This window comes from Arenimonas metalli CF5-1 (genome assembly GCF_000747155.1).
Taxonomy (GTDB): domain Bacteria; phylum Pseudomonadota; class Gammaproteobacteria; order Xanthomonadales; family Xanthomonadaceae; genus Arenimonas; species Arenimonas metalli.
Genome location: NZ_AVCK01000015.1, coordinates 79,044 through 98,666, shown reverse-complemented (window position 1 = coordinate 98,666; position 19,623 = coordinate 79,044). Strand labels below are relative to the sequence as shown.

Here is a 19,623-nt window from a genome sequence, read left to right as displayed (position 1 = left end):
CGAGCCCGCCCCGCCGCCGGCCGCCGCGCCGGCCCGCGCCGCCGAGCCGGGCCTGATGCACGTGCACCCGGTGCGCTCGGGCCAGCAGGTCTACGCCCAGGACCGCGACCTGACGGTCTGCGCCACGGTCGGCGCCGGCGCCGAAGTGATCGCCGACGGCTCCATCCACGTCTACGGCGCCCTGCGCGGCCGCGCCCTCGCCGGCGCCGGCGGGCTGGCCTCGGCCCGCATCTTCTGCCGTGAATTCCACGCGGAGCTGGTCGCGGTGGCCGGGCACTACAAGGTGCTGGAGGAAATCCCCAAGGACCTGCTCGGCAAGGCCGTGCAGATCTGGCTCGAGAATGACAAGCTGCACCTCGCGCAGCTCGACTGAAACCCCATTAGAAGCGCGCCCAGAGCGCACCGTTACGGAGAAGAACATTGGCTGAAATCATCGTTGTGACCTCGGGCAAGGGCGGCGTCGGCAAGACCACCACCAGCGCCAGCATCGCCTGCGGCCTGGCCAAGGCCGGCAAGAAGACCGCCGTGATCGACTTCGACGTCGGCCTGCGCAACCTCGACCTGATCATGGGCTGCGAGCGCCGCGTGGTGTACGACTTCGTCAACGTCGTCAACGACGAGGCCAACCTCAAGCAGGCCCTGATCAAGGACAAGCGCTTCGAGAACCTGTTCGTGCTGGCCGCGTCGCAGACCCGCGACAAGGACGCGCTGACCATGGAAGGCGTCGAGAAGGTGCTCAAGGCCCTGGCCGACGAAGGCTTCGACTTCATCGTCTGCGACTCCCCCGCCGGCATCGAGAAAGGCGCGTTCCTGGCGATGTACTTCGCCGACCGCGCCGTGGTCGTGGTGAACCCGGAAGTGTCCTCGGTGCGCGACTCCGACCGCATCCTGGGCCTGCTGGCCTCCAAGACCCGCAAGGCCGAGAAGGGCGAGCGCGTGCAGGAGCACCTGCTGCTGACCCGCTACAGCCCCAAGCGCGTGGAGGCCGGCGACATGCTCTCGATCGGCGACGTGCAGGAAATCCTCGGCCTCGACGTGGTCGGCGTGATCCCGGAATCGCCCGAGGTGCTGCAGAGCTCCAACGCCGGCGTGCCGGTGATCCTGGACGAGACCTCGCCCGCGGGCCAGGCCTACACCGACGCCGTCGCCCGCATCCTCGGCGAGAGCCGCCCGATGCGCTTCACCACCGTCGAGAAGAAGGGTTTCTTCTCCAAGATGTTCGGGGGTTGAGCCATGGGCATCCTCGATTTCCTCACCCAGCGCAACAAGAACACCGCCAACGTCGCCAAGAACCGCCTGCAGATCCTGATCCAGCAGGAGCGTTCGATGCGCGGCGCGCCCGACTACCTGCCGCTGCTGCAGCGCGAGCTGCTGGAAGTGATCCGCAAGTACATCAACGTCGACTCCGACGCGGTGAAGGTGGGCCTGCACAAGGACGGCGACAACGAGCTGCTCGACATCTCGGTCGCGCTGCCCGAGAAGGCCGCGCCCGCCGCCAACGGCTGACCGTGACGGCCGGCGACGACGCGACGGCACCGGCACCCGCCGGTGCCGTTTCCACATCCGGGGCCCACGCGGCGCCGGTGCTGACGCTGGCCGAGATCGGCTTCGGGGCGCCCGAGGCGCTGCTGGCCCGGCACGGCCTGGCGCTGGCGCGGGTGGCCGACGGCGAGCCGATCCCCGGCAGCTACTGGGGCGAGTGCGAAGCCGGACTTATCGGCACGACCGTGTACGCACGCTCCGACACCCCCGTGCACTCGCTGCTGCACGAGGCCTGCCACCTGCTGGTGATGCCGCCCGAGCGCCGCGCGGCGGTGCACACCGACGCCACCGACTCGGTGCCCGAGGAAGACGCCGCCTGCTGCCTGCAGATCCTGCTCGCCGACCAGCTCCCCGGCGTCGGCCGCGACCGCCTGATGGCCGACATGGACGCCTGGGGCTACAGCTTCCGCCTCGGCTCCGCCCGCGCCTGGTTCGAGCACGACGCCGAGGACGCCCTCGCCTTCCTCGCCACCCGCGGCCTCCTCCCCTGATCCCGACCCCTGTGGGAGGGACTTCAGTCCCGATGCCTTCCGCCGGAAAGCATCGGGACTGAAGTCCCTCCCACAGGGCGGCGGCTTGCGGAGGGGGCGCCGGGGGGTCTAGCCTTCCGGCACCCTGCAATTGCAGCCGAACCCGGAGCCTTTCCCGTGAAATCCCAACGCGCCCTGCTGGCGCTCGCCATCTCCACCAGCCTGCTGTTCGCCGCCGGCTGCTCCAAGACCGACACCGACGCGTCCGCACCCGGCCAGGCCGGCAGCACCGCCGCCGGCACCGAGGACGCCGACGCCTTCGTGGCGCGCGTGAACAAGACCGTCAAGGACATGACGCCGGAGATGACCTCCGCCGCGTGGCTCGGCGCGACCTACATCAGCGACGACAGCCAGCGCCTCGAGGCCGCGGCGAACGAGCGCTGGCTGACCAAGAACAACGAGTTCGTCGAGCAGGCCAAGACCTACGACCCCGAGGGCCTGACGCCGGCCACCGCGCGCGCCCTGCACCTGCTCAAGGTCAGCGCCTCGATGCCGGCGCCGCGCGACCCGGCCCAGCTCAAGGAGCTCACCGACATCGCCAGCCGCCTGGGCGCCACCTACGGCGCCGGCAAGTGGTGCGTGGGCGACGACTGCAAGGACATCGGCCAGGTCAGCGAGATCCTCGCCGACACCGAAGGCAGCAGCTACGACGAGATGAAGGCCGCGTGGGAAGGCTGGCACACCATCGCCCAGCCGATGCGCAAGGACTACCAGCGCTTCGTCGAGCTGACCAACGAGGGCGCCAGGGAAATGGGCTTCGCCAACACCGGCGACGTCTGGCGCGCCGGCTACGACATGCCGGCCGACGAGTTCAAGGCCGAGGCCGACCGCCTCTGGGGCCAGGTGCAGCCGCTGTACGAGCAGCTGCAGTGCTACACCCGCGAGAAGCTGGTGTCCAAGTACGGCGAGCAGGGCTCGGTCGACGGCATGATCCCGGCCCACCTCACCGGCAACCTGTGGCAGCAGGACTGGGGCGGCCTCTGGCCGCTGCTGGAGCCCTACCAGGGCGTGGGCAGCCTCGACATCAACAGCGCGCTGCAGAAGCAGCGCGACGCGATCCTGGCCGACCTGGTCGCCGAGGCCGGCGGCATGGGCAAGCTGACCGCCTCGCAGCAGGTCGAGCTCGAGCGCAAGGCCGACCACGAGATGGCCAGCCGCATGACCAAGCTGGCCGAGAGCTTCTACACCGGCCTGGGCATGCCGGCGCTGCCGGAGAGCTTCTATGCCAAGTCGATGCTGACCCAGCCGCGCGACCGCGACGTGGTCTGCCATGCCAGCGCCTGGCAGATGAACTCGGATGCGTCCGACGTGCGCATGAAGATGTGCATCAAGCCAACCGAGGAAGAGCTGACCACGATCTACCACGAGCTCGGCCACATCTATTACTACCTGGCCTACAAGGACCAGCCGCCGGTGTTCCAGACCGGCGCGCACGACGGCTTCCACGAAGCCATCGGCGACACCATCGTGCTGTCGATGACCCCGGACTACCTGGCCTCGATCGGCCTGGTGGACAAGCCGGCGGTCAGCGAGGAAGCGGTGATCAATTCGCAGATGCGCATGGCGCTGGCCAAGGTCGCCTTCCTGCCCTTCGGCCTGATGATCGACCAGTGGCGCTGGGGCGTGTTCGACGGCTCGATCGCGCCGGACCGCTACAACGCGGCCTGGTGGGAGCTGAAGGCGAAGTACCAGGGCGTGGCCCCGGCCGGCGGCCCGCGCGGCGAGGAGTTCTTCGACGCCGGCGCCAAGTACCACGTGCCGGGCAACACGCCGTACACGCGCTACTTCCTGTCGCACATCCTGCAGTTCCAGTTCTACAAGTCGCTGTGCGATGCGTCCGGCCACACCGGCCCGCTGTACACCTGCTCCTTTGCCAACAACCCGGAAGCGGGCAAGCGCTACTGGGCGATGATGCAGCGCGGCGCCAGCCAGCCCTGGCAGCAGACGCTGAAGGAGCTGACCGGCGGCGAGCAGATGGACGCGTCGGCGGTGCTGGAGTACTTCGCGCCGCTGCAGACCTGGCTCAAGGAACAGAACGAAGGCAAGACCTGCGGCTGGGACGCGGCCAAGTCCTGATCGGCTGAAAACGTCGCCGGGCTCCGGCCCGGCGACAGCGCTCCCTGTAGGAGGGCCTTCAGGCCCGAAGCTTTTCGACGAGGAGCTTCGGGCCTGAAGGCCCTCCTACAGTCCATTTGGCATACTGCGAACCATGAACCCGAAGCTCCTCGCCACCCTCGCCCCGCAGCCCCTTTCGCACGCGCTGTCGCTCGACGCGGCGTTCTACACCGGCGACGGCATGGTGCAGCGCGACCGCGAGGCGGTGTTCGCCCGCAGCTGGCAGCTGGTCGGGCATGAAACCGCGCTCGCCAACGCCGGCGACCATCTGGTCACCGACGTCGGCGGCATTCCGGTGGTGGTGATCCGCGACACCGAAGGCCGCCTGCGCGCCTTCCACAACGTTTGCCGGCACCGCGCCGGGCCGCTGGCCACCTGCGACGGCAAGGGCGCCAAGGTGCTGCGCTGCAAGTACCACGGCTGGACCTACACGCTCGAAGGCGTGCTGCGCAGCGCGCCGGAGATGCAGGCCACCGAGGACTTCAACGTCTCCGACGTGCGACTGCCCGAGCTGCGCCTCGACACTTGGCAGGGCCTGGTGTTCGTGGCGGGCGACGGCGCGGTCCCGTTCGAGGACTTCAGCCGCGGGCTCGACGGCCCGCTGCGCGCGCTGTCGCCGAAGGACTACGTCTTCCACAAGCGCTTCCGCTACGAAGTGGCCTGCAACTGGAAGATCTACTGCGACAACTACCTCGAGGGCTACCACGTCCCGCACATCCATCCGGGCCTGAACAGCCTGCTCGACTACCGGCAGTACGTCACCGAGTGCGGCGAGTGGTTCTCCTACCAGTACAGCCCGCTGGCCAGCGACGCCGGCCTGTACGGCGACGGCGACGCGGTCTACTACTTCATCTACCCGAACACGATGCTCAACCTGCTGCCGGGCCGGCTGCAGACCAACCGCGTGCTGCCGCTGGGCGCCGACCGCTGCATCGTCGAGTTCGACTACTACTACTCACCGGGCGACGACGCCGCGGCGCGGCACCAGGCCGACCACGACTTCGCGCACCAGGTGCAGGACGAGGACATCGAGATCTGCGAACACGTCCAGCGCGGCCTCGCCTCCGGCTCCTACGTCCCCGGCCGCCTGAACCCCCTGCGCGAAAACGCCGTCCACCACTTCCACGAACTCCTCCGCGCCGCCTACCGCGGGGAGTGATGGGTTAGAGCATTTTTAGCCACAGATGAACACAGATAAACACGGATAGAGCAAAGACGAACGACGAGGAAAGATTGGGCGTCAGGCGGCTGTAACGGTCAACGCTCGCTGCAGTCCAATTCTTTCTGCCTTTATCAGTGTTCATCTGTGTTCATCCGTGGCAAAAATCGCTCTTCCTAGCCTCCTGCTCGACCAGTCGAATCCAAGCGGGCGCCGTGGGCGAGGTACCAGCGCCAGAGGGCGTAGGCGACGGCAGTGAAGGCGGCGGCGGTGAGGGCCAGGGCCAGGCCGCTGTGGCTGACCAGCGGGGACAGCAGGCCCGCGATCGCCGCGTTCGAGAGCAGGCCCACGAAGGCCTGCATGGAGGAGGCGCTGCCGCGCTGGCGCGGGTACATGTCCAGGATCGACAGCGTGACGATCGGGAACACCAGCGCGATGCCGAACGCACCCAGCGCCGTCGGCAGCACCGCCCAGGGCAGCGTCGGCGAATCGGTGAGCGCGTTGTAGCCGATGTTGTAGGCCGCCGCGACGCCGCAGCACAGGAAACCCCACTCCACCAGCCGCCGCCCGCTCATCCGCCCGGCCGCGCGGCCGCTGGCGAAGGCGCCGAGCATCATGCCGCCGATGGTGGGCGCGAAGAACCACACGAAGTCCTGCTCGCCCAGGCCCAGCAGGTCCATCACGAACGCCGGTGCCGAGGCGATGTAAAGGAACAGCGCGCCGAAGTTGGCCGTGCCCGCCAGCGTCAGCAGCCGGAAGCTGCGGTTCGAGAGCATGCCGCCGTAGTCGCGCGCCAGCGTCAGCGGGTGCAGCGGCACCCGCTGCTCCGGCGGATGGCTCTCCGGCAGCCCCCACGCGGTCAGCAGCAACAGCAGCACGCCGAAGCCGGCCAGGAACCAGAAGATGCCGTGCCAGTTCGAGAACCCCAGGATCCAGCCGCCGATCACCGGCGCGATCGCCGGCGCGATGCCGAAGATCATCGAGATCTGGCTCATCAGCCGCTGCGCATCGTCGCCCTGCAGGCAGTCGCGCACCACCGCGCGCCCCACGATCAGGCCGACGCCGGCCGACAGGCCCTGCAGCGCGCGGTACACCAGCATCGTCGGCATGTCGTTGGCCAGCGCCGCGCCGACCGAGGCCAGCGTGAAGACGACGATGCCCGCCAGCAGGACCTTCTTGCGCCCGATCGCATCCGAGATCGGGCCATGGAACAGCGACATCGCCGCGTAGCCGATCAGGTACACGCTGATGGTCTGCTGCATCGCGACCTTGCCCACGCCCAGGTCGTCGGCCATCACCAGGAAGGCCGGGAAGACGGTGTCGATCGAGAACGGGCCGAACATCGCCAGGCCGCCCAGGATGAAAGCGAGCCGCGCGCGCGAGATGGAGAGGTGGGGGATCATCGCAGACCAGGCCGGAAAACCGTGCCAGCATACAATCGCGACCACCCCGCCGCTTGAACCCGGGCGCCCCGACCCCCATCCGAGCGGCCATGACCGACGCCCCGAACGCCACGCCCGAAGCCCCGCCCGTCGCCGAACGCAGCCTTGCCGCGGTGCTGCGCGAACTGGGCCCGTTCCTGAAGCCCTACCTGGGCCGGATCCTGCTGGCGATGGCCTGCCTGGTCGCCGCCAAGCTGGCCAACCTCGGCGTGCCGCTGGTGCTCAAGGCGCTGGTGGACGGGCTGGACGTCGAACCCTCCCTGCTCATGCTGCCCGTCGGCCTGCTGCTGGCCTACGGCGGCGCGCGGCTGTCGGTGACGCTGTTCACCGAATTGCGCGGCATCGTCTTCGCCCGGGTGATGGCGCGCAGTTCGCGCACCGTGATGCTGCGCGTGTTCCGCCACCTGCACGCGCTGAGCCTGCGCTTCCACCTCAACCGCCGCACCGGCGGCGTGGCGCGCGACGTCGAGCGCGGCGGCACCGCCATCTCCGACCTGCTCGACTGGACCATCTACACCATCCTGCCGACCCTGCTCGAGATCACGCTGGTGACCGCGGTGCTGGTCTGGGCCTACGACTGGGGCTTCGCCGCGATCACGCTGGGCACCATCGCCGTGTACGTGGCCTGGACCTTCCGCGTCACCGAGTGGCGCACGCGCTTCTACCGCGCCGCGGTCGAGGCCGACACCCGCGCCAGCGCCCGCGCGGTGGACTCGCTGCTCAACTACGAGACGGTGAAGTACTTCAACAACGAGGAGCACGAGGCGCGCCGCTACGACGAGCACCTGGTGCAGATGGAAGAGGCCTCGGTGAAAAGCCTCAAGTCGCTGGCGGTGCTGAACCTGGGCCAGAGCGCCATCGTCGCGATCGGCATCACCGCGCTGATGTGGCGGGCGGCGGCGGGCGTGGCGGCGGGCACGATGACGATCGGCGACCTGGTGCTGGTGAATGCCTACCTGCTGCAGCTGTCGGCGCCGCTGAACTTCCTGGGCATGGTGTATCGCGAAGTGAAGCAGGCGATCACCAATATCGAGCGCCTGTTCGGGCTGCTGGACGAGGCGCAGGAAGTGCGCGACCGCCCCGACGCCCGCGCGCTGGTGACGCACCAGCCGCGCGTGGAGTTCGAGGACGTGCGCTTCGGCTACGACGGCCGCCGCGAGATCCTGCACGGCGTCAGCTTCGCCATCCCGCCGGGCGGCACGCTGGCGGTGGTGGGGCATTCGGGCAGCGGCAAATCCACGCTCTCGCGCCTGCTGTACCGCTTCTACGAGATCCAGTCGGGCGCCATCCGCATCGACGGCGAGGACCTGCGCGAACTGCGCCAGGACAGCGTGCGCGCCGCCATCGGCATCGTCCCCCAGGACACGGTGCTGTTCAACGACAGCATCCGCTACAACATCCGCTACGGCCGGCCCGACGCCAGCGACGCGGAGGTCGAGGCCGCGGCGCGCTCGGCCCACATCCACGACTTCATCCTCACCCTGCCCGACGGCTACGACAGCGAGGTCGGCGAGCGCGGCCTCAAGCTCAGCGGCGGCGAGAAGCAGCGCGTGGCCATCGCCCGCGCGCTACTGAAGAACCCGGCCATCCTGATCTTCGACGAGGCGACCTCGGCGCTGGATTCCGCCAGCGAGCAGGCGATCCAGGACGAGCTCGACCGGATCGCCGTCGGCCGCACCACCCTGGTGATCGCCCACCGCCTGTCCACCGTGATGGACGCCGACGAGATCCTGGTGCTCGACCAGGGCCGCGTGGTCGAGCGCGGCAGCCACCCCGCCCTGCTCGCCGCCAACGGCCGCTACGCGAGCATGTGGCGCCTCCAGCAGCAGGAAGACCGGAGCCAGGAACAGCGTCAGGTTTACTTCCCCGCGGCAACGACGCCAGAACTCCCGAAACCCTGAGGGACGTGAACCTGGCCCCGTTCCTGGCCCCGCGCCCGGCTAGCCGGCGCCGAGCATGGGGCCGAGGGCCAGGTACAGGCCGACCACGATGATGCCCACGAAGGCCAGCCGCAGCACGAAGGCGGTGATCTTCCAGGCCAGCACCAGGCCCAGCACCACGAGGAATATTCCCAACCAGCTCATAGGCTTGCTCCTTGGATCGACGGGGGCATCCTCCGGCCTTCGGGCCGGTAGAATGACGCCATCGTTACCGCCTTGAGCCTGACCCCCGCATGACCGAGCCTGCCCGCCCCACCTTCCACGGCTTCGAACAGATCCCGCTGCGCGAGTACGCCGAGCGCGCCTACCTCGACTATTCGATGTACGTGGTGCTCGACCGCGCCCTGCCCTTCCTGGGCGACGGCCTGAAGCCGGTGCAGCGCCGCATCATCTACGCGATGAGCGAGCTGGGCCTGGGCGCCACCGCCAAGCCCAAGAAGAGCGCGCGCACCGTCGGCGACGTGATCGGCAAGTTCCACCCGCACGGCGACAGCGCCTGCTACGAGGCGCTGGTGCTGATGGCGCAGCCGTTCTCTTACCGCTACCCGCTGATCGAGGGCCAGGGCAACTTCGGCTCCACCGACGACCCGAAGTCGTTCGCGGCGATGCGCTACACCGAATCCAAGCTCACCCCGATCGCCGAAGTGCTGCTGGGCGAGCTCGCGCAGGGCACGGCCGACTGGGTGCCCAACTTCGACGGCACCCTGCAGGAGCCGAGCTGGCTGCCGGCGCGCCTGCCGCACCTGCTGCTCAACGGCACCACCGGCATCGCGGTCGGCATGGCCACCGACATCCCGCCGCACAACCTCAACGAAGTGGTGAGCGCGGCCATCCGCCTGCTCGACGACCCCGACGCCAACGTGCGCGAGCTTTGCGAGCACGTGCGCGGCCCGGACTACCCGACCGCCGCCGAGATCATCACCCCCGCCGCCGACCTCGTGCAGATGTACGAGACCGGCAACGGCAGCGTCCGCGCCCGCGCCACCTGGACGCGCGAGAACGCCAACATCGTCATCACCCACCTGCCTTACCAGGTCTCGCCCTCGAAGATCATGGAGCAGGTGGCGCTGCAGATGCGCGCCAAGAAGCTGCCCTGGCTCGAGGACCTGCGCGACGAATCCGACCACGAGAACCCGGTGCGCCTGGTGCTGGTGCCGCGCAGCAACCGCGTCGACTTCGACGCGCTGATGGGCCACCTGTTCGCCACCACCGACCTGGAGAAGAGCTTCCGGGTCAACTTCAACATCATCGGCCTCGACGGCCGGCCGCAGGTCAAGAACCTCAAGGCCTTCCTGTCGGAGTGGCTGCAGTTCCGCACCGACACCGTGGCGCGCCGCCTGCGCCACCGCCTCGAGCGCGTCGAGCGCCGCCTGCACCTGCTCGAAGGCCTGCTGGTCGCCTTCCTCAACCTCGACGAAGTCATCCGCATCATCCGCACCGAGGACGAGCCCAAGCCCGTGCTGATGGCGCGCTTCGGCCTCAGCGACGACCAGGCCGAATACATCCTCGAGACCAAGCTCAAGCAGCTGGCCCGCCTCGAGGAAATGAAGATCCGCGGCGAGCAGGACGAGCTGGCGAAGGAAGCCGAGAAGATCAAGGGCATCCTCGAGTCCAAGGCCAGGCTCAAGAAGCAGGTCAAGGACGAGCTGCTGGCGGATGCGAAGAAGTTCGGCGATGCGCGTCGCTCGCCGCTGGTGCAGCGCGAGGCCGCGCAGGCCATCAGCGAAACCGAGCTGGTGCCGAGCGAGCCGGTGACCGTGGTGCTGTCGAAGAAGGGTTGGATCCGCAGCGCCAAGGGCCACGACGTCGAGGCCGCCGCGCTCAGCTACCGCGACGGCGACGGCCTGCTGCAGGCGGTGCGCGGGCGCAGCACGCAGCAGGTGGCCTTCCTCGATTCCACCGGCCGCAGCTATTCGACGCTGGCGCACACCCTGCCCAGCGCGCGCGGCAACGGCGAGCCGCTCAGCGGCCGCTTCGCGCCGCCCGCGGGCGCCAGCTTCGTCGGCCTCGCGGCCGCCGACAACGAGGCGCGCTACGTCGTCGCCTCGAGCTGGGGCTACGGCTTCGTCACCAGATTCGAGAACTTCACCGGCCGCAACAAGGCCGGCAAGGCCCTGATCAACGCCGACGACGCCGCCGACATCCTGCCGCCGGTGCCGGTGGCCGACGCGAAGACCGACTGGATCGTCAGCATCACCAGCGCCGGCCACCTGCTGGCCTTCCCGATCAGCGAACTGCCGGAGCTCGACAAGGGCAAGGGCAACAAGCTCGTGCAGATCCCGCCGGCCAAGCTCAAGTCGGGCGAGGAGAAGGTCATCGCCGTCGCCAGCGTGAAGCAGGGCGGCGAGCTGACCATCTACTCCGGCCGCCAGAAGCTGGTGCTCGGCTGGCGCGACCTGCAGGCCTACGAAGGCGCCCGCGCCAGCCGCGGCAACCTGCTGCCGCGCGGCTTCACCAAGGTCGACCGGGTCGAGGCCAGCGCGTGACCAGCGCGCTGCCGCCCTGCCCCGCCTGCGCGTCCGTCTACGCCTACGAAGACGGCGCGCAGCTGGCGTGCCCCGAGTGCGGCCACGAGTGGACGCCCGGGCAGGACGCCGAAGCCGCCGAGGAAACCAAGGTCGTGCGCGATGCCAACGGCAACGCGCTGGCCGACGGCGACAGCGTCACCGTCATCAAGGACCTCAAGATCAAGGGCTCGTCCTCGGTGGTGAAGATCGGCACCAAGGTCCGCAACATCCGCCTGGTCGACGGCGACCACGACATCGACTGCAAGATCGACGGCATCGGCCCGATGAAGCTCAAGTCCGCCTTCGTCAGGAAGGATTAGCCGCGCGGCGGAACAGGCGGTCCTGCGCAGCCGGGTCGGCGGCACGGTCGCTCCGCACCACGTCCAGGCCGAGCCTCCGTGGGAGCCTGGATGTCCGGATCGTCGTGCCAATCAGGGCCGGCTGCAGGTCTGGTCTTCGTCGAATTTCAGGCTGTCGCCATTGACGCTGGCCACCATGCCGTTCATGTCGGTGCCGGAGAATCGCAGCGTGTCACCAGACCGCGACACCGTTCCGCCGCCGCCGGTCGTGCGGTAGCGGTTGCCGGCGATCTCGAAGCGGACGCCCGGCACCGGCTGGAAAATCATCGTCGAGTTGCCGCCCATCCCGGGCACGAGCCGCGGCGACAGCACCATGCACTCCCACTGGCCATCGAGGCCGCCGGAAACGGCGGCCTTGGGCGCGGAATGCGCCGGAGCCGGAGCCGCAGCCGCAGCGGCCGACGGGGCGTCAACTGCGCCGCCCGACAGCATCGCCACCAGCGCCTGCGGTTCGGACTGCAGGAGCGCGCGGCTGTACTCCGCCGCCAGGGTCCGGGCCTGTTCCATCTGTTCCCGGTTGCCGGACTGTTGGCCATCGACGTAAAGCAGCAAGGGTAAGCTGGCGCTGGCAATCATCGTGTTGTAAAGCACGGCCTTGTCCCGGTCGGAAACCCCCGCGAGATCCGCGGCCATCGCCTCGCTTAGTCGGGAGAACAGCCCGTCCTGCGCCACGGCATCTGGCGCCTGGCCAGTCCAGACATGGCTCGTGCTGCTGATGAAGAAGGTGTACGCGCCGGCGACGTTGTTCTTCCACCCTTTCGCGGCATGGGGCCGCTCGAACAGCTCGGTCTTCGCCACGGTGATGGCGTCCAGCAGCTGCTGCCGTTCCTCCGCGTTGCTGCCCAGGTCGTGGACGACGTCCCGCAGCGAGGTGTCGCCGGGCGGAGGCGTGAACCGCAGGGAGGCCACCACCGGGTTGCTGCCGGCGGCCAGGAACAGGAGGATCGACGCCAGGACGAGCTTCTTCATGGCTTTCACTTGGATTGCGCGCAAGGGTGGGGGTGGCAGGGCCTTCGGGCCCGTCATGGAGAACGGCGCGCGCCGCCAGATCCGGACGCGGGAGCGGCCCCGGTTTCCGGACTCGGCTCAGGACCAGGCTTGCCCCGCCGCGCGGCGGAAGAGATTCGCGGAGGCCAGCCAGAGGCCGCACATCACCACGGTGAACACAGGCACGAAACCCAGATCCGCCAGCCACGCGTAGGCGAAGACGCCGAGCTGGGCGGCGGCGGTGGCCACCATCACCCAGGCCATCGGCCGGGGGCGGAACAGCACCAGCAGCGAGCCCACCATCGCCAGCGCGACGACGAAGAAGAACAGGTCGTTGGCGGGGTTGTTCTCGTTGCCGATGATGCCCACCGCCAGGTTCACCCAGACGGTGAGGAAGCAGGCGCCCGCGGCCAGGGCGGCGGCGACCATGTAGGCGTTGTTGCGGGCGATGCGGGCCGCGATCTCGTAGGCCGTGCATACCGCCAGCAGCATCACGCCCATCACGATGAAGTCGGCGCCGTTCCAGTCCACTTCGTCGGTGAACTGCATCGCCACCAGCGGCAGCAGGAGCAGCGCGGCGGCCCCGCCCCACACCAGTGCCCGCACGCCGTTCCGGCGCAATTGGTCTTGCTCGAGGATGCCCGCCATGTCGCTCTCCCTGTCCAGGGCCACGCCCCGCGGGGTGGCCAACGGGAGCAGCATGGCAAGGATATCTGGCTTTTCGCGGGCAGCCGCGGGGCAATCCCCGGGCGGCCGTCGGCCCCGTCCGCCCGGCCCGCTTTCCTGGCGGCCCGTGGCGCCGGGCGCCGGCGTTATAGTCGGCACGTCCCGACCGGAGCCGCCCATGCGCCAGACCGCCCCCGCCCGCTGCTTCGCGGCGCTGCTCCTGCTGGCGCTGCTGGCGCCGCTGCCCGCGCTGGCGCAGGACCCACCGCCCCTGCTCACGCCGGAACAAAGCGAGGCCGCCGCCGCGCGCTACCAGCAATACTGCGCGCTCTGCCACGGCCCCGACCGCGCCGGCCACGCCAACGACCACGCGCCTTCGCTGAAGTCCGCGTCGCTGATCGCCACCGGCACCCCGGTCGTGATCGGCGAAGCCATCGCCTACGGCCGCCCCGGCACGCCGATGGGCGCCTACCACGTCGAGATGGGCGGCCCGCTGACGCGCCAGGAGATCCGCGAACTCGCCTTCTGGCTGCTGACCATGGCACCCGCCGATCCGATCCCGGTCGCCGATCGCGTCGAAGGCGACATCGCGCTCGGCGCCGGGGTTTACGCCCAGCACTGCGCCAGCTGCCACGGCGCGCAGGGCGAAGGCGGCACCGGCACGGCGCTGGGCAACGCCACGATGCTCGCGCTGACACCCGACGGGTTCCTTCGCTACGCCATCGAGAATGGCCGCGAGGGCACGCCGATGGTCGCGTTCAAGGACGTGCTCAGCCCCGCGCAGATCGACGGCGTCACCGCCTTCCTGCGCAGCCGCAGCGCCGGCTGGGAAGTACCCGAGCCCAAGCGCCACACCCCGCCGCCGCTCGATGCCTACGTGATCAACCCGGACGCGGCCGCACCCTCGTTCACCCTCACCGACGGGATGTACGTCAGCGCCGCCGAACTCGACCGCGAGCTCAAGGCGCGCAAGCGCATGGTGCTGCTCGACACCCGCGTGACCTCGATGTGGGAGCGCGCCCACATCGAGGGCGCCGTGCCGGGCCCCTACTACGCCAGCCGCGAGGAGGTGATGGCGAACCTGCCCACCGACGGCACCTGGATCGTGGCGTACTGCGAATGCCCGCGCGCCGCCGCCGAATCGGTGGTGCGGCGGCTTCGCGAGGCCGGCGTGCAGAACACCGCCGTGCTCTGGGAGGGCATCCAGGGCTGGGTGAGCCTGGGCTACCCGGTCGTGCAGGGCGAGGCCGCGAAGGCCACCCGCTGAGCGACGGGGCAGCGCAAGCGATGGACATCAAGGACATCCTCGCCGGCCTGCTCAGGCCGACGCCGGCGGAAGCGAAGCCACGCGGCGAGATCTTCGAGCCCGGCGACGGCTATTGGTTCTACCGGCCCACGCTCGACTTCCCGCCCAAGGGCACGCACGACCCGGACGACTACGCGGGCGGCGAGCGCCTCTGCGTCAACTTCACCCACATGAACCTGGGCGCTGCCGAGCGTCGCAGGCTGGCGCGGCGCTGGTACGACCGCTTTCCCACGCTGGACCGGGTACGCATCGCCTGGATCGGCGGCTCGGTGTCGCAGGAAACCTTCGAAGCGGTTTGCCGCCTGCCCGCGGTCGAGGGACTGCACATCGGGTGGAGCGCGATCACCTCGCTCGCACCGATCCGCCAGCTGCGCACCCTGACCCACTTCCATCTCGGCAGCGGGCCCTCGGCGCAGGGACTCGAAGCCCTCGCGGACTTGCCGGCGCTCGTCGACCTCGAGATCAGCAACGTCCGCGCCGCCGGCGACCTGCGCTTCCTCGCGGGCATGCACGGCCTGAAGGCGCTCGCGCTCTGCGGCGATTCGAACAGCATCAAGCCGCTGAAGATCGCCACGCTGGCGCCGCTGTCCGGCCTGGCCTCGCTCGAGCGCCTGTCGCTGACCACCGTGCAGCTGGAGGACGGCTCGCTCGAGTCGCTCGCCCGCCTGCCCAGGCTCAGGCACCTGGACCTCTCGAACCAGTTCCCGATGGAGGAAGTCGCGCGCCTCGCCGGCCGCCGCCCCGACATCGCCTGCGACCGCTTCGTCGCCAGCCACGGCCCGGTATCGTGGATGGCCTGCAAGGCCTGCCACCGAAAATCGATGCACCAGCTCACCGGCAAGCGCAAGCCCTGGCTTTGCGGGCACTGCGATGCCGCGCGGCTGGCCCGGCACATCGCCGAGTTCGATGCCATCAAGGAGTCCGCCGCATGAACCCGACCCTGTTCGCCCTCACCGCCTTCATCGCCTGGACCCTCCTGCTGCTGGTGCTGATGGAGGCCATCCGCTCGAAGCTGGTGCTCACCCGCGAGGTGGCGCCGACCGGGTTCACGCCCGACAACGCCGGGCTGTCGCCGTTCATGCAGCGGCTGGCGCGCGCGCACGCCAACTGCCTCGAAGGCCTGCCGGTCTTCGGCGGCTTGATGCTGGTGGCGCTGGTGAGCGGGAACACCGCGGTCACCGATCCGCTGGCCTACGTCTTCCTCGCTGCGCGCGGGCTGCAGTCGCTCATCCACCTGGCCTCGGTGTCGGCCACGGCGATCACGCTGCGCTTCACCTTCTTCGCGGTGCAGATGGTGATCGGCGTCGTTTGGGCCTGGGGCCTGCTGGCCGCGGCCTGAGCCCGGGTCCGGCTGCTATCCTGCGCACCCCGCCGGCCCCGGCGCCCCGCCCGGAACCCCGATGATCAACAACGACGTCCTGCGCAGCGTGCGCTTCATGCTCGATCTCGCCGACGCCACCCTCATCGAGCTCGCGAAGCTGGCCGACCCCGGCTTCGACCTGGTGCGCGACGACGTCGCTGCTTACCTCAAGCGCGAGGGCGAGGACGGCTTCGAGGAATGCCCCGACGAGGTGCTGGCGCATGTCCTCGACGGCCTGGTGATCCACTACCGCGGCGTCGACCCGACGCGTCCGCCGCGGCCGGTGGAGAAACGCATCACCAACAACCTGGTGCTCAAGAAGCTGCGGGTCGCCTTCGAGCTCAAGGACGGCGACATGCACCAGGCCTTCGCCGACGCCGGCCACCCGGTGTCCAAGCCCGAGCTCTCGGCTTTCTTCCGCCAGCCCGGGCACAAGAACTACCGCGCCTGCGGCGACCAGCTGCTGCGCAACTTCCTCAAGGGGCTGGCGATGCGCAGCCGCGGGGTCTGAGGCGGTCGCCGGCGTGCGCCTGAGCCTTCGCCACGCCCACAAGGCCGGTTTGCTCCTTGGACTGGCGCTGGTGGTTGCCGGAGCCGGGGCGGCCATGTTCCCGGCCTCACTGGTCGTGACCCATGGCCCCGCCTTCTACCGCGAAGCCGGCCAGACGGGTTTCACCCGGGAAAAGGTGTCTAGGTCGCGGGCCCGGTTCTACGCCGGCTGCGTCGCCGGCACGGGACTTCTGATCGTCCTGGGCTCGCTCTGGGTCCCGCGGCGCACCGACCGGGAGTGAACCCGCCGGACATCGCCGCTTGCATCGCCGCTCGCCAGCGCCTAGCTTGGCCACGCCCCCCGGCCCACCACGAGGTTCCCCATGAAGCTGCTCGCCATCGCCCTGTCCGTCCTCGCCCTGTCCGCCTGCGGCACCATTTCGCCGGGCCAGCCTTATCGTGGCGGCGACACCGTCCTGCTTTGCCACAAGGGCAAGAAGACCATGGAACTGCCGGCCAGCGCCGCCCAGGGCCACCTCAACCACGGCGACCGCTACGGCCGCTGCTGAGCCCACGGCGCGAACCCCGCGCCTCCCCACCCTCACCGGCGCCATCGCCTGATGGCGTAGGATTGCGCGAGCCCGGCGCCGGGCGGTCCACCGCCTGCGCCGGCCGAGTCGTGTGCCAGGGGTGGGGACCGCATGGCGACGGAGAAGCGTTACCGCGCTTTCATCAGCTACAGCCACGCCGACGAAGCGGCGGCCCGCTGGCTCCAGCGTGCGCTCGAGGGCTATCGCCCGCCGGCCAGCCTGCGCGCCAGCCATCCGGGCGTCCCCGCGCGTCTCTTCCCGGTATTCCGTGATCGGGACGAGCTGGCCTCGGCCCACGATCTCTCCGATGCCATCCGGCACGCGCTCGATGATTCCGACGCGCTGGTGGTGGTGTGCTCGCCGGCGGCGGCGGCGTCGCGCTGGGTCGACGAGGAGATCCGCTACTTCCGCGCTTCCGGACGCGGCCATCGGATCTTCTGCTACCTGGTGGCCGGCCAGCCGCGGCCCGATTCGCCGCAGTGCGCCTTCCCCGCCGCGATGCTGCGCGACGAACGCGGCGAAGCGCTGCACGAACCGCTGGCCGCCGACGCCACGCCCGCGGGCGACGGCCGCCGCAACGCCATGCTGCGGATCGCCGCCGGCCTGCTCGACGTCGGCGTGGACGAACTCAAGCGCCGCGACGCCCAGCGCCAGGCGCGGTTCTGGGCCGGCATGGCCTCGGCCTCGCTGCTGGTGGCGGCGGTCACGGTCGGGCTGGCGGTGTACGCGTTCAAGTCACGCCAGGAGTCGGAGCTGCGCCGGCAGCAGGCCGAGGCGCTGATCGGCTTCATGCTCGGCGACCTGCGCCAGAAGCTCGAGCCGATCGGCAAGCTCGACCTGCTCGATTCGGTCGGCGACGAGGCCATGGGCTACTTCACCACGCTGGGCGAGCGCGGCACGCCGTCGGAGCTGCTCGCGCGCGCGGTCGCGCTCAAGCAGATCGGCGACGTGCGCTTCAACCAGGGCCAGCTCGAGGCCGCGCTGGCCTCGTTCGAACAGGCGCTGTCGCAGGCCCGCCAACTGCACGAGGCCGAGCCGGACAACAACGACTACCTCTACGAACTCGGCCAGGCCGAGTTCTGGGTCGGCTACGTGGCCTGGGAGCGCGGGCAGCTCGACAAGGCCGACGAGGCGATGCACAACTACCTGCGCCACAGCCTCGCGCTGCGCCACCGCCAGCCGGACAACCCCGACTACAACCTCGAGCTTTCCTACGCCTACTCCAACCTCGGCAGCCTGGCCCGCGCGCGCGGCGACGCCAAGACCGCGCTGGCCTACTTCGGCCTCTGCCGGGAGATCACCGAGCAGGAGCTGGCCAGGGCGCCCGGCGACCCGGCGCTGACCATCGCGCTGGCGGAAACCTGGTCGTGGATCGGCTCGACCACCTTCGACGACGGCGACCTGCAGGGTGGCGAGCGCGGCTTCGCCGAGGTCACGCGCCTGCTGCAGCCGCTGCACGAGCGCGGCGACGACGTCCACGCCACCGACCTGCTCGGCCGCAACCTGATCTTCCAGGCCAATGCCCAGCTGGAGCTGGGGCGCCTGGACCTGGCCGCCGAGCACATCGCCCGCGGCGAGGCCATCTTCGCCGGCCTGGTCGCCCGCGACCCGCAGAACGCCGCCTGGTCGCGCAGCGCGCACCGCGCCGGCCTGACGCGCCTGGGGCTGGCGGCGCCCGCGCAGTGGACCGCGGCGCAGGCGGAAGCGCTCGACGGCCTGGTGGCCGGGCTGGCGGGCCTGGCGACGCAGGACCCGACCAATGCCGGCGTGGTGCTCGACCTGGCGCAGGCGCTGCGGCTGAAGGCGCTGCGGGCGCTGGCCACGGGCGACACCGGGGCGGCCTCGATCGCCGCCGGGGACGCGCATCGGCGCATGCTGGGCCTGGTGGCCGACACCGACTACTCGGCCCAGCGCCTGGTCGAGCTGGCGCGGGTGGCCGAGGTCCTGGGCACCGTCCAGGCCGCCCGCGGCGACCACGCCGCCGCCCGCGCCACCTGGACCGGGGCGGCCGACCTGCTCGACCGCCAGGCGCGCCGGACCTTCGAGTTCAACCCCGTCCGGCGGCTGCTGGCCATCAACCTTGGCCAGTCCGCGGAGCTTGCCGCGTTGCAAGGAGTGCTCGACCAGGCCGGCTACCGCGACCCCCGAATGGAGCCGGCCTACACCCTCACCGGAAAATTCCGGCCAGAAGAAGACACGACAAGAGGACCTTCCCATGCGACGTTCTGAACTGGTTCCGTGCCTGCTGTTCGCCGGGCTGCTGTCGCTGCCCGCGCTTGCCGCCGCCCAGGGCGGCCCCGACTTCAAGGTCGAACTCGACCCCGAGACCTGCGCGTTCTCCGGCGGCAGCGACGGTGCCGGCAACGTCGAAGCCGATGCCGGCAGCGGCAACAAGATGATCCAGGTGCGCCTGGCCGATCCGCGCGACTGGGGCATCGCCGAGGTCCGCTTCGACGGCGACGGCGCAGACCAGATGGTCCACGCCGGCGGCGGCGAGGCGCACGTGGTCAACATCTTCAACCGCAACAGCGGGCCCGCCGACGTGAAGTACTCGGTCATCGTGCAGAACCGGGCGACCGGCGAAACCCGCGACTGCGACCCGCGCATCATCAACCGCTGAGCGCGCGCCGC

The 19,623-nt window shown here is 69.9% G+C and carries 21 protein-coding genes; 17 read left to right on the top strand and 4 right to left on the bottom strand.

Annotated elements, in window-relative coordinates:
• The 6 genes from minC to N787_RS06640 all read left to right on the top strand — a co-directional run.
• A partial coding sequence (minC, locus tag N787_RS06665) for a septum site-determining protein MinC (RefSeq protein WP_034211924.1) occupies window positions 1–373 on the top strand: 373 nt, incomplete at its 5' end.
• A gap of 47 nt (window positions 374–420) precedes the next feature.
• Window positions 421–1,230 carry a septum site-determining protein MinD gene (gene minD / locus N787_RS06660; RefSeq protein WP_034211922.1) on the top strand — a complete coding sequence of 270 codons (810 nt, stop codon included), beginning with the start codon at window positions 421–423 and terminating at the stop codon, window positions 1,228–1,230.
• A 3-nt stretch (window positions 1,231–1,233) separates the two neighbouring features.
• Complete coding sequence (gene minE / locus N787_RS06655; RefSeq protein WP_034211919.1) at window positions 1,234–1,506, top strand: cell division topological specificity factor MinE; 273 nt, start codon at window positions 1,234–1,236, stop codon at window positions 1,504–1,506.
• Window positions 1,507–1,583: 77 nt separating this feature from the next.
• The gene (locus N787_RS06650) at window positions 1,584–2,033 is read left to right on the top strand and encodes a hypothetical protein (protein ID WP_034211917.1); all 450 of its coding nucleotides are present in this window, start codon (window positions 1,584–1,586) and stop codon (window positions 2,031–2,033) included.
• A 156-nt stretch (window positions 2,034–2,189) separates the two neighbouring features.
• On the top strand, window positions 2,190–4,148 hold the full coding sequence (locus N787_RS06645) for a M2 family metallopeptidase (RefSeq protein ID WP_052575215.1): 1,959 nt from the start codon (window positions 2,190–2,192) through the stop codon (window positions 4,146–4,148).
• Between the two features lie 133 nt (window positions 4,149–4,281).
• On the top strand, window positions 4,282–5,346 hold the full coding sequence (locus N787_RS06640) for an aromatic ring-hydroxylating oxygenase subunit alpha (RefSeq protein ID WP_034211914.1): 1,065 nt from the start codon (window positions 4,282–4,284) through the stop codon (window positions 5,344–5,346).
• Between the two features lie 176 nt (window positions 5,347–5,522).
• Here the strand turns inward: N787_RS06640 and N787_RS06635 are convergent, their stop codons facing one another.
• The gene (locus N787_RS06635; RefSeq protein WP_034211912.1) at window positions 5,523–6,749 is read right to left on the bottom strand and encodes a multidrug effflux MFS transporter; all 1,227 of its coding nucleotides are present in this window, start codon (window positions 6,747–6,749) and stop codon (window positions 5,523–5,525) included.
• Window positions 6,750–6,838: 89 nt separating this feature from the next.
• Here N787_RS06635 and N787_RS06630 point away from each other — a divergent pair, with 89 nt between their 5' ends.
• On the top strand, window positions 6,839–8,689 hold the full coding sequence (locus tag N787_RS06630) for an ABCB family ABC transporter ATP-binding protein/permease (RefSeq protein ID WP_052575214.1): 1,851 nt from the start codon (window positions 6,839–6,841) through the stop codon (window positions 8,687–8,689).
• 39 nt (window positions 8,690–8,728) lie between these two features.
• Here N787_RS06630 and N787_RS14930 read toward each other — a convergent pair whose 3' ends face one another.
• Window positions 8,729–8,872: a hypothetical protein gene (locus N787_RS14930; RefSeq protein ID WP_156968934.1), complete on the bottom strand. Its 144-nt coding sequence runs from the start codon at window positions 8,870–8,872 to the stop codon at window positions 8,729–8,731.
• Between the two features lie 89 nt (window positions 8,873–8,961).
• On the opposite strand from N787_RS14930, the gene parC reads away from it, so the two are divergent.
• Window positions 8,962–11,214, top strand: coding sequence for a DNA topoisomerase IV subunit A (gene parC / locus N787_RS06625; RefSeq protein WP_034211906.1), 2,253 nt, complete (start codon window positions 8,962–8,964; stop codon window positions 11,212–11,214).
• Window positions 11,211–11,555: a zinc ribbon domain-containing protein YjdM gene (locus tag N787_RS06620; protein WP_034211903.1), complete on the top strand. Its 345-nt coding sequence runs from the start codon at window positions 11,211–11,213 to the stop codon at window positions 11,553–11,555. The genes parC and N787_RS06620 overlap by 4 nt, the downstream gene beginning before the upstream one ends.
• Before the next feature lie 111 nt (window positions 11,556–11,666).
• Here N787_RS06620 and N787_RS06615 read toward each other — a convergent pair whose 3' ends face one another.
• Window positions 11,667–12,563, bottom strand: a complete 897-nt coding sequence (locus N787_RS06615) for a DUF6683 family protein (protein WP_034211901.1) — start codon at window positions 12,561–12,563, stop codon at window positions 11,667–11,669.
• Window positions 12,564–12,680: 117 nt separating this feature from the next.
• Window positions 12,681–13,283, bottom strand: coding sequence for a hypothetical protein (locus N787_RS06610; protein WP_211252139.1), 603 nt, complete (start codon window positions 13,281–13,283; stop codon window positions 12,681–12,683).
• Between the two features lie 142 nt (window positions 13,284–13,425).
• On the opposite strand from N787_RS06610, the gene N787_RS06605 reads away from it, so the two are divergent.
• The 8 genes from N787_RS06605 (at window position 13,426) to N787_RS06570 (ending at window position 19,612) form a co-directional block, all read left to right on the top strand.
• The gene (locus N787_RS06605) at window positions 13,426–14,514 is read left to right on the top strand and encodes a c-type cytochrome (protein WP_052575213.1); all 1,089 of its coding nucleotides are present in this window, start codon (window positions 13,426–13,428) and stop codon (window positions 14,512–14,514) included.
• Window positions 14,515–14,534: 20 nt separating this feature from the next.
• Window positions 14,535–15,485 carry a leucine-rich repeat domain-containing protein gene (locus tag N787_RS06600; protein WP_034211899.1) on the top strand — a complete coding sequence of 317 codons (951 nt, stop codon included), beginning with the start codon at window positions 14,535–14,537 and terminating at the stop codon, window positions 15,483–15,485.
• Window positions 15,482–15,892 (top strand): MAPEG family protein, encoded by a 411-nt coding sequence (locus tag N787_RS06595; RefSeq protein ID WP_034211897.1) that lies wholly within the window; start codon window positions 15,482–15,484, stop codon window positions 15,890–15,892. Before N787_RS06600 ends, N787_RS06595 begins: the two co-directional genes overlap by 4 nt.
• A gap of 61 nt (window positions 15,893–15,953) precedes the next feature.
• Window positions 15,954–16,424 (top strand): YehS family protein, encoded by a 471-nt coding sequence (locus N787_RS06590; RefSeq protein ID WP_034211895.1) that lies wholly within the window; start codon window positions 15,954–15,956, stop codon window positions 16,422–16,424.
• A 13-nt stretch (window positions 16,425–16,437) separates the two neighbouring features.
• The gene (locus N787_RS06585) at window positions 16,438–16,704 is read left to right on the top strand and encodes a hypothetical protein (protein ID WP_034211893.1); all 267 of its coding nucleotides are present in this window, start codon (window positions 16,438–16,440) and stop codon (window positions 16,702–16,704) included.
• Between the two features lie 81 nt (window positions 16,705–16,785).
• Window positions 16,786–16,971, top strand: a complete 186-nt coding sequence (locus N787_RS06580) for a hypothetical protein (RefSeq protein ID WP_034211891.1) — start codon at window positions 16,786–16,788, stop codon at window positions 16,969–16,971.
• A gap of 132 nt (window positions 16,972–17,103) precedes the next feature.
• Entirely contained in the window at window positions 17,104–19,221 is a 2,118-nt protein-coding gene (locus N787_RS14280; RefSeq protein WP_052575211.1) for a TIR domain-containing protein, read from the top strand.
• Window positions 19,208–19,612 (top strand): hypothetical protein, encoded by a 405-nt coding sequence (locus N787_RS06570; RefSeq protein ID WP_034211889.1) that lies wholly within the window; start codon window positions 19,208–19,210, stop codon window positions 19,610–19,612. The genes N787_RS14280 and N787_RS06570 overlap by 14 nt, the downstream gene beginning before the upstream one ends.
• Window positions 19,613–19,623: the final 11 nt, after the last annotated feature.